We start from the raw sequence: 12,013 nt of genomic DNA on the forward strand, positions 1-12,013 counted from the left end.
AAAACACCTCGTTATTATTGAGATTCGTTTTTACATCAACTGCATGGTGGTAATACATGTTGCATCATTTTCGTAGGTAGAGATTTCTGATTCCACCTGTTTGCCATTGTGCTTGATCGTTACCTGATACTTCTGGTCACGCGGAAGCCACAGATCGATGAAGCCATTAGGCTGAGACTTCAATGTTTCATCAACGATCACATTGCCGTCCATGTCTTCAATATATACATCAAACTCTTCTTCAACCATTTCACCTTGACAACCTGTCAAGCTATGATTCGTTCAAGGATGGGTTTGATTTTCATATGGTGCGATTGAGACGAAAAAGTCCTCTTTAGATAAGTCATAGACCTGCTTGTCTCCCTCACTGTCAGCTATGACCAGTTCGTGTGAGGTGATGGAAGCATTTTCGCTTTTAACCTTGCCCGCGCTGAGATCACTCACCAATTCCTTTATGTTTGGCTGCTGTTTTTCTGTTTTTGCAGATTCTTCTCCGCCATTACAGCCAGATAGCAAACCGGCAGCTAAAAAGGCAACTGTAATAAGTTTAACTTTCAACCCATTCACCCCCTGTCTTTCAAATGATGATTATATCACATTAACACCGTCTTATATTAGACGTAAAATATGCATTTTTTATCAAGAAAAAATGCATAAAATGTGAACAGTAAAAAAGAAGCTGAAGAACTCGTTCCAGCTTCTTTCCTATTCTTTATGCACTTGCTGCCATATTCGGCGCTTCCTTTATTTTACGATCATAAATCACCGTAGTAAAAATACCAATAAACATGAGGCCAATCAGCACAGCGAATAAAATCGGCATTCCATTCAGGTCGACAAGGATTCCGCCCATCAAGGGACCAATCATCCTGCCGCCGGTAGCAGTGCTGTTGACGATTCCCTGGTAAAAGCCTTCACGCCCTTTTGGCGCCAGCGTGTTTGCAATGGTCGGCACTGCCGGCCAGATCAGCATCTCGCCAATCGTCAGGATGACCATCCCTGCGATAAAGCCTGAAAATTGCTGAGCACCGGCCGCAACAGCATAAGAAACCATGAAGATGACCATACCGATGACAATTTGAAGCTTAAGCTTGTTTTGGAACGGCTTGATCAGTTTATTGATAACAGGCTGCCCCAATACAATCAGTGCACCGTTGATTGTCCAGAGGATGCTGTATTGATTCAACGTAATGTTAAGTTCCTGCGTATAGGCTGCAATCGTCGTCTGCCACTGCACATAGCCAACCCAGCAAAGCAGATATCCAATGGATAAGATCAATAACGCATACAGCTTCGTACGGCTTTTTACCGTGCCATTTTCCTGGAGAATGTTCGTTTGTTTGGCAGCGCGTGTATCGATGCTTCGGTAGCCAAAAACAGCAATCATCAGGAAAATCACATACATAACAGCATTTGCCATGAAGATCAGCTGGAATGAATAGGAGGCAACAAGTCCACCTAATGCCGCACCAATAGCCACCCCGAGGTTCTGGGCAACATATATGGCGTTGAATGCTTTTCTCCCGCCTTCTTTCCATACTGAACCTGCCATAGCATACATGGCTGGGAATACGATTCCCGAACCAAAGCCCACCAAAGTCAAAAAGAAAATATATTGTGGCCAACCTGGCCAAAAGGTAAGTCCGATGAGTGAAATAATCGTTATCCCGATTCCCAGCATAATTGACTTGTAGCCGCCAATTTTATCAAACAGGCTGCCGCCAAACAGATTACCAATTACACTGGCAGCGGAATTCAACATTAAAACGATTCCGGCAACCGATAACGATTTGCCAAGATGGTCATGGATATAGATTGTATTTAAAGGCCATAAAAATGAAGAGCCAGTAACATTGACTGCCATCCCGATAACTAAAAGCCAGAGGGCTCTCGGCATAAAAAACGCCCCTTTGCATGTTAAAAATTTCGAATACCAAAGTAATTTTAGTGGTTTTTTTGAAGGGTTGCAACAGGTATTTTCCTCAGGATTTAAAGTGGGAATTTTCTTTTTTTTCGGGTGTGTAAATTGGAAAAAAAAACTGATAATTTCCATGTTGCGGGATTTCGACAGAAAGTTGCGGAATCAAAGAATACCTTTTATTTTTCAACTCATTTTCGAGTTAGTAAACTGGAAAATATCGTTCGTATTTTCCAGTCCGCTTGTAAAAAACGCTTTTCTCTGAATCCTTTGATGATTTTTTGGAGGATTTGTGAACGGAGGGTATTGTGAAAAGCATTGATTACCTTTTCCTGATATGAATTTTGCAGGAAATCTGCACAAAAAAACCTCACTTCTTTTATGAAGTGAGGGGTGTTACAAGTTTATGAAGATTGCCCTGGTTCTGGATGAAACTTTGATTTCACTGGCTGACCGCCACTTTGTTCATATCTCTTTTTCGATTCTTTTACCGGATCATGCTCCATTCCAAGTTCAAGATCCTGGTTGTTGATGCCATTCCGCGTCTTTTGTTCAGGATTATTTTGCTTTGAGCGTTTCTTCAAAGTTTTCCCCTCCTGTTTAATGATCAATCAGAATCATATTGTTTTGTACATTTTGCAACTGCAGCCGCATTCTGTGCAGCTGGTCGCGCTGCTGGGCGTTTGCACTGAAAGCAAGCTTGGCAAGATCATTATAAGCGTCTTCAAGAGCTTGCAGGGCATTCGTATAATCACCATCATTATAATGCTGCTGCATGCTGGCACTTTTATACTGCTCCTGGGCTAAATTGATTGCATCCTCACATTGCTGAAGTAGCTGGTCAACCGATTGACGTGTAGCCAATATTAGACCCTCCTTTACTTGATGCTGAAGCAAAGTCTGCTTCTTCTTTATTTTGTTCACAATGCTTTTTCCTATCACGATTTGGCGATGTTTAATGATTCCAATTATAAGGATGCTGGAAACACAGAAGAAATCCATTAGATCCAGATGGCTTAGTTATCTAATTGCAATTGGAATCCCTCCTTCTAAGTGGTACAATTCCTTTATGAAATAATGGAACTAACCGCAATAAGGAGGTTTCTGTCATGGCACAGACCAACCCTTTTCCATATGCTACAGATGATAAACGATACCATACATGGAACTATCACCTGCGCAATCATTTTGGGCATAAAGTTTTTAAAGTGGCCCTTGATGGCGGGTTTGATTGTCCAAATCGTGACGGCACGGTCGCACACGGCGGATGTACTTTTTGCAGTGCTTCCGGCTCTGGCGATTTTGCCGGAGACAGAGTAGAAGATCTTGGCACCCAATTCAGCAAAATAAAAGAAAAAATGCATACTAAATGGAAAGACGGCAAGTACATGGCGTATTTTCAGGCGTTCACAAATACCCATGCTCCAGTAGAAGTACTGCGGGAGAAATACGAAACGGTTTTACAGGAAGAAGGCGTTGTTGGTCTCTCGATTGCGACCCGGCCAGATTGCCTGCCTGATGATGTCGTTGAATATCTTGCCGAACTAAATGAACGGACCTATTTATGGGTTGAGCTTGGCCTTCAGACCGTCCATGAAAAAACGGCCAAATTAATCAACCGTGCACATGATTATGAGACATATAAAGAAGGAGTGGACAAGCTCCGCAAGCAAGGCATCCGAATTTGCTCACACATCATCAATGGCCTTCCCATGGAAACTCCTGAGATGATGATGGAAACTGCCCGTGAAGTCGCAAAACTCGACGTCCAGGGGATCAAAATCCACCTTCTCCATTTACTGAAGGGAACACCAATGGTAAAGCAATTTGAAAAAGGATTGCTTGAGTTCCTTACTTTAGAGGATTATGTAAAGCTAGTCTGTGACCAGCTGGAGATCCTTCCCCCTGAAATGATCATCCACCGCATTACTGGGGACGGCCCTATCGAATTAATGGTCGGTCCGATGTGGAGCGTAAATAAATGGGAAGTATTGAATTCGATTGATGCGGAAATGAAGCGGCGCGACAGCTGGCAAGGAAAATTTTATGCCGGAAATAAAGTGGTGATTTCAGAATGAAGCTAGAACGCATCCTTCCATTCGCGAGGAATTTGCTGGAACTCGCAGTAAAACCAGGAGATATTGCGGTGGACGCAACCGTTGGGAAGGGACATGATACGATTTTTTTAGCTAACCTGGTCGGACCTGCTGGCAGGATTTATGGTTTTGATATCCAGGATGAGGCTCTCATGTCCTGCAAAACGAAACTTAGAGAACATTACATGCAGGAACGGGTCACTCTTTTTCATACAGGCCATGAACAGATAATGGTGAGCATCCCTCCATTGCATTTTGGAAAAATAACCGGAGCCATTTTTAACCTTGGTTATTTGCCTGGCGGGGATAAAAGCATTGTCACCGTACCGCAAACAACAATCGAAGCCATCGATCAGCTCCTGGAAATCATGGCACCAGAGGGCATCATCGTGATCGTTATTTATCACGGACACCCAGAAGGAGCAGTCGAACGTGATTATCTTCTCCGTTATGTAAAATCCCTGGATCAAAATATAGCACATGTTCTGGAATACAGATTTTTGAACCAGAAAAACAATCCGCCATTTATTATTGCGATTGAAAAAAGGTAATCAAAAAGGGTTTTTCTCCTGATGAGGAACCCTTTTTTTATTGCAGAAATATAAAAACATCATTTATCGATGGATTATATCCTAGTTAGATTCATTTTTTCTCACGTTGGCGGGCTTTTGTTCATTGCTCAAAAGTTTTATTCACGGTTGGAACAATTTTATTCACGGTTGAAACTGTTTTATTAACGGTTGGATTCATTTTATTCACGGTTGGAACCTTTTTATTAACGGTTGGAAAAGTTTTAATACCAGAAGCAGCCCATCACCACCAATAAAAAACAACCAGAGAATAAATCCCCTGGCTGCATCTTTATTTTATAAAAGCCTTCACAACGCCGGAAGGCATCCACTTCTGCAAGGAACGGTAGGCTCGTCCATTTATATAAAAGAAGTAGCTGACAGGACCAGCTGTCTTGATCATTTCGCGGGCGAGTTTCTTGATTCTTTCCTGGTGTCTTACTTTTTCATCTGATAGATATACTCCCAGCAAACCGCGATTGATCAGCTTATGGAATTTTTGATGCGGCAGCTTGGATGTATGGTAATCTGCATTTTTCACAAAATGCCTCAAACGATTAAATAGTGCTTCTTCATTTTCATAGTAGAAGCAGAAGTTCAAATCGCCGCCTGCCTTGTCTTCTTCCTGGTCAATAAAATAATCAAGCAGGATGTGAAGGCCTTGTATGTAAGGAAAATATCCACTTCGAATACTATCTGCGTACTCTGGTTGGAAATCATCGCGAAGGGCATATGACACTAGACAGAAGATGCCAAGTGTGGACCCTGTGCAGGCCGAAAATTCATACCATTCCATATCTGGAATATCATTTCGATGTCCGTCAAACCATGTTTGAAGCCTGGGTACACGGTCTTTTACTTCGACATGCTTGTGGATTTGCAAATCACAATAATAATTGCAAAGCTCACCCAGATGCTCCTGAATGTGTCGATAACTAGAAAGCTCAGCTAAAACTTCACGGCAGACTGTTACAAGCTCAATCAGATAGCCTCCATCGTCCTGGTCTTCCCTCTCTCGATAATAATTTTTCAATTGGCTGTCCAGGCTTAGGGAGTCAGCCATAGATTCATGCAAAGCAGCAAAATCAGCGGGATCAAGGGAGGTGCTCCGATCACAAAGATTATCAAGATAATCGCTGATCGTCTGGTAAGCCACTATAAACCTGATCGCCTGCTTATATTTCCCTTTAGCGGTAAGGCTTAAAATTGATCCGCCTTCACAATGGAAAGTCTTGTGCTCGATACTTGCAAGAGCCTGTTTCCTTAATTCAGGGTTTGGGATTTCCTCAGCCCTGCTTTTCCAGTAGGAGAGCTCGCGATGTACTTGCGGCAGGACTTGCCGGTATACACGGTACATTAAACTAAGCGGCATGGATGGAATGATCATGTATACACCTTCACCCCTTTCTAACACAATTTCTTCTTAATACACATATCCAATTGACTTCAGCTGGCTCATGACAAAATCCATCGAGTAATTAAATACTTCCTCACGTTCCGGTTCATTGAAGACCTCATGATAGCATTTCGGCCATTCTTTATAACGCTTTTCAGAAAGCGGAGCATGGTTGAACCATTCCTTCACTGAACGCTTATCTACAATTTTATCGTCTCCGCCCTGGATCAGCAGCGTGGGAACATCCTGTATTTTTTCCATATTTTCAAAGGCAAGTTCCATTGCAGCGGCTAGCTCACGGTACCATCTGATCGACACCTTGGTGATATATAGCGAGTCATTCTGATCAATTGCCAATACATCTTCGTTCCTCGTCGCCATTTCTACCGTTAAGCCAGAAGACATTCGCAGGGTAGGCATGACAATATTAATGCCATGCGAAAGCATATTTAAAAATTTTGAAGGATACTTAACCAATCCCAGGCAAGGTGAAGACAGGATCAGTCCAGCAAGCTCCATATGCTCCTCCTGCAGCAACCTGATGGCAATAAGTCCACCCATACTGTGGCCCAATAAGAATACCGGCAGATTAAAATCATACGCTGCCTGGATCCACTCTTTTACTTCAATGATGTATTCATCAAATGAATCAATATGGCCACGGTTCGCTCTAGTTGTCATACCCTGTCCCGGCAAATCCCCCATGATGACATGAAAGCCGGATGAGCGCCACATTTCAATAAGCCAGCCATATCGGCGATGATGCTCAAGCGCGCCGTGTACCATAACGATAACAGCCTTAGCTTCTCCGTCTGCTTCCCATTTCCACATGACCATTCCCCCAGTTATTACTTTATCTTTGTTGTTAGTATTCCTTCATTTTGTGAATGACAGTGTTTTGCACTACTTATCAAGGTTCTTTAAAAGAACTATAATATATAATTAGATAAAAATAAAAATTAAAGCATTCTATAATCTATTTTTCACAGGAGAGTGTACAATGATCTACCCTTACAAAGGAATAACACCTAAAATATCAAAATCCGCATTTATTGCAGATTATGTAACGATTACGGGCGATGTTCAAATTGGCGATGAATCAAGCGTCTGGTTCAACACCTCCATACGGGGAGATGTCGCACCAACCATCATTGGAAACAAGGTGAACATTCAGGACAATTCCGTATTGCATCAAAGCCCAAATAATCCGCTCATCCTTGAAGACGAAGTTACCATTGGGCATCAGGTCATCCTGCATAGCTGCATCATCAGGAAAAAAGCGCTTATTGGAATGGGATCCATCGTCCTTGACCAGGCAGTAATTGGGGAAGGGGCATTTATTGGAGCTGGCAGCCTCGTTCCCCAGGGTAAAAAGATCCCTCCGAACACACTGGCTTTCGGAAGACCGGCAAAAGTAATCCGTGAACTCACTGAGGAAGATATCCTGGATATGGAACGGATTTCAAGAGAGTATGCCGAAAAAGCGCAGTACTACAAACAGCTGCAAAACAATAAGGAAGAATAGCATTTGCTCTAAAAAAATCCCTGTTCAAACCGATATTAATTTATATACTATACCCGTAAATAATTTTATTTATGCGGGGAGAGCAGGTGATGGATGATGAACCCATTATATTTATCAATCGCGGCCATTATACCGCTGCTAGCTTTGTTTTTGCTCATGATCAGTAAACAAAATAGCATGATAAAATCCATCCTGATGTTCGTGCTCGTTTTCGTGTCAGTGGCTGGGGCGTTTCTGCTGGAAAACATTCAGTCAGCGCATGTTGCAAAAGCTGTTGAGACAGTAAAAAACTGGCTGGACTCTCCGAAAGAAAAATCGGCTCCAACAGCCCAGGATGATTACCAGGTTGAGATCATTCCAATCAAGGAATCCGTTTTAATCGACGCACCGGCAAGTTGGCAAATGCCTGAGCTGCCAAGAGGCTGTGAGGTCACTAGCCTTGCCATGCTCCTGCAATACAAGGGAATATCGGTGGACAAGCTTACATTAGCAAAGGAAATTAAGAAAAATCCAGCTGAATACAAGCTGGCTAATGGCAATATTTATTTTGGCGACCCAAACGAAGGCTTTGTCGGCAATATGTATACCTACTCTGAGCCAGGGCTTGGTGTCTATCACAAACCAATAGCTGAACTGGCTGAAAAGTACCTTCCTGGCAAAATAAAAGATCTTACCGGGGCTGATTTCCTTGAGCTGAAAGTTCACCTTTCCGACAGCCGTCCTGTATGGATCATCATCAATACCGAGTATAAAAAGATAGACGATAACTTTTTCCAGACATGGTACACCCCGAAAGGCGCAGTCTCGGTCACGACAAAGGAACATTCTATACTTGTGACAGGATATGACCAGAAATATGTATATTTTAATGACCCGCTGACGGGTGAGAAAAATAAAAAAGCACCCATGCATGATTTCACGGAAGCATGGGTGCAGATGGGAAGGCAGGCAATTACCTTCCTTCCCTAATGATTAGCCTTTTAATGACTGTAATACTTTTTGCGTTTCATACTCCTTCTGGAAGGAGTATTTTTTTCGACATAAACATCATGCCACACCATGAACATTAACACAGTCCAGATTTTACGGCTGTTGTCTGCTTTGTTCTGGCAGTGGTCATCAAGAAGCTTCAACAAATAAGCCTTATTGATCAAGTGATCCGTGCTGCTTTCCTTGATGATGTTCTTTGCCCATTCGTTCATTTCGTCCTTCAGCCAGTGGCGGATCGGAACAGGGAACCCAAGCTTTTTGCGAGTCAGAACATGGTCCGGTACAACGCCTTCAGCTGCTTTACGCAAAATATACTTAGTTGTATTATTAGCAGTTTTTAAGCTTGTTGGAATCTTAGAAGCTGTTTCAAATACAACCTTATCAAGGAATGGAACGCGAAGCTCAAGTGAGTGAGCCATTGTCATTTTATCAGCCTTCAATAAAATATCGCCGCGCATCCATGTATGGATATCGATATATTGCATTGTATCAACAGGATCATATCCTCTGCTCTCTCGATAAAGAGGCTTCGTGATATCTCTGTAATCATACTGGCCATTGTAAACATGCAGAAGCTCGCTCTTCTCTTTTTCCGTGAACATTTTCGCGTTGCCGATATAGCGTTCTTCCATTGGCGTCACGCCGCGTTCAATGAAGCTCTTTCCTTTCATTCCCTCAGGCATCATTTTTGCAATGCCTTTAAGCATGGATTTTCCAACTCCAGGAATTTTATTGAAGACTTCAAGGTCCTGTGGTTCACGATAAATATTATAGCCGCCGAAAAGCTCATCAGCACCCTCACCAGAAAGAACAACCGTAACATGCTTCCTTGCTTCACGGGCAACAAAGTATAAAGGTATAGCTGCCGGATCGGCTAGCGGGTCATCCATATGCCACATGATTTTTGGAAGTTCATCCATGTATTCCTGCGGGCTGATCACATAGCTGATATTTTCAACACCTAGTTTGTCAGCCGTTTCTTTTGCAACATCAATTTCGCTGAATCCGTTTTGTTCAAATCCAACCGAGAATGTCTTGATTGCAGGGTGATACTGCTTGGCAATCGAAGCGATGATCGAAGAGTCAATTCCGCCTGAAAGGAATGAACCAACCGGAACATCACTGCGCATATGCATCTTCACTGATTCGAATAACACATCTCTGATTTCATTCGTGAATTCATCTTCAGTTTTATGGATTGGCGAAAAGCTTGCCTTCCAGTAGCGCTTGATCTCCATTGGAGAACCAATTTTCTTCGTAAAATAATGGCCTGGCTCAAGCTTGTAAATGCCTTCTGACATTGTATTCGGTTCTGGAACGAACTGATAGGTCAAATAATGCTGCAATGCTTTGTAATCAAGGACATCATTCTCTAATGCAAGAAGGATGCTCTTCTTTTCCGAGCCAAAATATGTGCGATCTCCATCTTCAAAATAGAAGAATGGCTTAATCCCAAAGTGATCGCGTGCTCCAAAAAGGATTTGTTCCTGTTTATCCCAGATGACAAAACCGAACATTCCGCGAAGCTTATCAACAGCATGCTCTTTATAATGGCTGTAGAGAGCAATGATGACTTCAGTATCAGAGTGAGTCTCGAACTTAAGTCCCTCTTCAATTAATTCCTCGCGAAGCTCAAGATAGTTGTAAATCTCGCCATTGAAAATGATCCAATATCTTTCATTTTCATAAGTTAATGGCTGGTGTCCCGCTTCAATGTCAATAATGCTCAGACGGCGGAAGCCAAATTGGATATGCTCATCATAATAATACCCATCATCGTCCGGTCCACGGTGGGTAATGATATCATTCATATTTTTAAACAGCTGCTTTTGTTCGCTGCTGAATTCTTGTGCCTTTTCATGTACACAACCGATAAAGCCACACATTATGTACTTCACCTTCTCCATTTCAGAAAAAATTTATTGTTGAGTCGTTAAACCTTCTAAAAACATACCATCTAATACTACCATTAAACACAAAAAATTTGCAGTAAAATCTCAGGGAAAATTAAGGGAATACTTTATTTTACACCTTTTGGTCTAGATGCAAACCAGAATCTCCATTCTTGCGGGTATTTTGGTCCTGTCTGCCTTTTCAATCCCTCTTAATAAGACGGAAAATAGGAAAGGGAGTTACATATATTTATGCAACTCCCTTTCCTATTTTATTAAGCTTGTGCTTGTGTGCGTAATGCTTCTGCCTTGTCAGTGCGCTCCCAAGGAAGATCAACATCCGTACGGCCAAAGTGTCCGTAAGCTGCTGTCTGCTTGTAGATTGGCTTGCGAAGGTCAAGCATGTTGATGATGCCAGCTGGACGAAGGTCAAAGTTGTTGTTAACAACATCGATTAATACATCTTCGCTTACTTTGCCTGTTCCGAAAGTATCGATAGAGATAGATACTGGACGAGCAACACCAATCGCGTATGCAAGCTGAACTTCAACTTTTTCAGCAAGACCTGCAGCTACGATGTTTTTCGCAACGTAACGTGCAGCGTATGCAGCTGAACGGTCAACTTTTGTAGGATCCTTACCAGAGAATGCACCGCCGCCGTGGCGAGCATATCCGCCGTAAGTATCCACGATGATTTTACGGCCAGTCAGGCCTGCATCACCTTGTGGTCCGCCTATTACGAAACGGCCAGTTGGGTTGATGAAGTATTTAGTGTTTTCGTCGATCAATTCTGCTGGTACAACAGGATTGATGACATGTTCTTTAAGGTTGCGCTGGATTTGCTCCAGGGAAACTTCTGGGTGGTGCTGAGTTGAAATAACGATTGTGTCGATGCGGACAGGCTTGTCGTTCTCATCGTATTCAACCGTTACTTGAGTTTTTCCATCCGGACGAAGGTATGGAAGGATTTCTTCCTTACGCACTAAAGTCAGGCGGCGTGAAATCTTGTGTGCCAATGAAATCGGAAGAGGCATAAGCTCTTTTGTTTCATTGCAAGCAAAACCGAACATTAAGCCCTGATCTCCTGCACCGATTGCTTCGATTTCCTCGTCAGACATGTTTCCTTCACGAGCTTCAAGAGCCTGGTCAACACCCATTGCGATATCAGCAGACTGCTCGTCAATAGAAGTCAATACTGCGCAAGTTTCAGAGTCAAAACCATACTTCGCGCGAGTATAACCAATTTCCTTAACCGTTTCACGAACGATTTTTGGAATATCTACGTATGTAGATGTTGTGATTTCCCCTGCAACTAGTACAAGGCCAGTAGTAACTGATGTTTCAGCAGCAACACGAGCATTAGCGTCCTTAGCAAGGATCGCATCCAAAATTGCGTCAGAGATCTGATCACAAATTTTATCCGGATGGCCTTCTGTTACTGACTCAGAAGTGAACAAACGACGTTTTGTTGACATCTGATTTCCTCCCTCATTTATAAAAAATTGATCGAGACTGTCCCAATACAGACCTCGGTGTGATACGGTACTCATTCCCTATGTAGTATGAAATAAACGCTGAGTTTTTATTAGAAAAATTTGTTTAAACCTCATGCTGAGTTCACTTTTCC

11 protein-coding genes and 1 pseudogene are annotated in these 12,013 nt (G+C 42.6%); 4 read left to right on the plus strand and 8 right to left on the minus strand.

All coding sequences use genetic code 11. From position 1 onward, the window contains the following. Positions 1-30: 30 nt before the first annotated feature. The 4 genes from AABM38_RS18690 to AABM38_RS18705 all read right to left on the minus strand — a co-directional run bounded on the left by AABM38_RS18690 (position 31) and on the right by AABM38_RS18705 (position 2,782). The gene (locus tag AABM38_RS18690) at positions 31-558 is read right to left on the minus strand and encodes a CueP family metal-binding protein (protein ID WP_423407738.1); all 528 of its coding nucleotides are present in this window, start codon (positions 556-558) and stop codon (positions 31-33) included. 154 nt (positions 559-712) lie between these two features. Next, on the minus strand, positions 713-1,897 hold the full coding sequence (locus AABM38_RS18695) for an MDR family MFS transporter (protein ID WP_423407739.1): 1,185 nt from the start codon (positions 1,895-1,897) through the stop codon (positions 713-715). 425 nt (positions 1,898-2,322) lie between these two features. After that, on the minus strand, positions 2,323-2,502 hold the full coding sequence (locus AABM38_RS18700; protein WP_207500897.1) for a hypothetical protein: 180 nt from the start codon (positions 2,500-2,502) through the stop codon (positions 2,323-2,325). Between the two features lie 16 nt (positions 2,503-2,518). Beyond that, on the minus strand, positions 2,519-2,782 hold the full coding sequence (locus AABM38_RS18705) for a YtzC family protein (protein WP_423407740.1): 264 nt from the start codon (positions 2,780-2,782) through the stop codon (positions 2,519-2,521). A 245-nt stretch (positions 2,783-3,027) separates the two neighbouring features. On the opposite strand from AABM38_RS18705, the gene AABM38_RS18710 reads away from it, so the two are divergent. Then, the gene (locus tag AABM38_RS18710) at positions 3,028-3,996 is read left to right on the plus strand and encodes a TIGR01212 family radical SAM protein (protein WP_423407741.1); all 969 of its coding nucleotides are present in this window, start codon (positions 3,028-3,030) and stop codon (positions 3,994-3,996) included. Beyond that, complete coding sequence (locus AABM38_RS18715; protein ID WP_423407742.1) at positions 3,993-4,565, plus strand: class I SAM-dependent methyltransferase; 573 nt, start codon at positions 3,993-3,995, stop codon at positions 4,563-4,565. Before AABM38_RS18710 ends, AABM38_RS18715 begins: the two co-directional genes overlap by 4 nt. A gap of 310 nt (positions 4,566-4,875) precedes the next feature. Here the strand turns inward: AABM38_RS18715 and AABM38_RS18720 are convergent, their stop codons facing one another. Both AABM38_RS18720 and AABM38_RS18725 read right to left on the minus strand, forming a co-directional pair. Further along, positions 4,876-5,970 carry a tetraprenyl-beta-curcumene synthase family protein gene (locus tag AABM38_RS18720; RefSeq protein WP_423407743.1) on the minus strand — a complete coding sequence of 365 codons (1,095 nt, stop codon included), beginning with the start codon at positions 5,968-5,970 and terminating at the stop codon, positions 4,876-4,878. 36 nt (positions 5,971-6,006) lie between these two features. Next, positions 6,007-6,810, minus strand: coding sequence for a lysophospholipase (locus AABM38_RS18725; protein ID WP_423407744.1), 804 nt, complete (start codon positions 6,808-6,810; stop codon positions 6,007-6,009). 169 nt (positions 6,811-6,979) lie between these two features. On the opposite strand from AABM38_RS18725, the gene AABM38_RS18730 reads away from it, so the two are divergent. Both AABM38_RS18730 and AABM38_RS18735 read left to right on the plus strand, forming a co-directional pair. Then, the gene (locus AABM38_RS18730) at positions 6,980-7,504 is read left to right on the plus strand and encodes a gamma carbonic anhydrase family protein (RefSeq protein ID WP_423407745.1); all 525 of its coding nucleotides are present in this window, start codon (positions 6,980-6,982) and stop codon (positions 7,502-7,504) included. A 96-nt stretch (positions 7,505-7,600) separates the two neighbouring features. Next, complete coding sequence (locus tag AABM38_RS18735) at positions 7,601-8,473, plus strand: C39 family peptidase (protein ID WP_423410790.1); 873 nt, start codon at positions 7,601-7,603, stop codon at positions 8,471-8,473. Between the two features lie 3 nt (positions 8,474-8,476). On the opposite strand, the pseudogene asnB reads toward AABM38_RS18735, so the two are convergent. Next, positions 8,477-10,380: pseudogene (asnB, locus tag AABM38_RS18740) on the minus strand (asparagine synthase (glutamine-hydrolyzing)). 281 nt (positions 10,381-10,661) lie between these two features. Then, the gene (metK, locus tag AABM38_RS18745; RefSeq protein WP_423407746.1) at positions 10,662-11,861 is read right to left on the minus strand and encodes a methionine adenosyltransferase; all 1,200 of its coding nucleotides are present in this window, start codon (positions 11,859-11,861) and stop codon (positions 10,662-10,664) included. Positions 11,862-12,013: the final 152 nt, after the last annotated feature.

This window comes from Heyndrickxia sp. MSNUG, assembly GCF_049532715.1.
In the GTDB taxonomy this organism is placed as follows: domain Bacteria; phylum Bacillota; class Bacilli; order Bacillales; family Cytobacillaceae; genus Mesobacillus.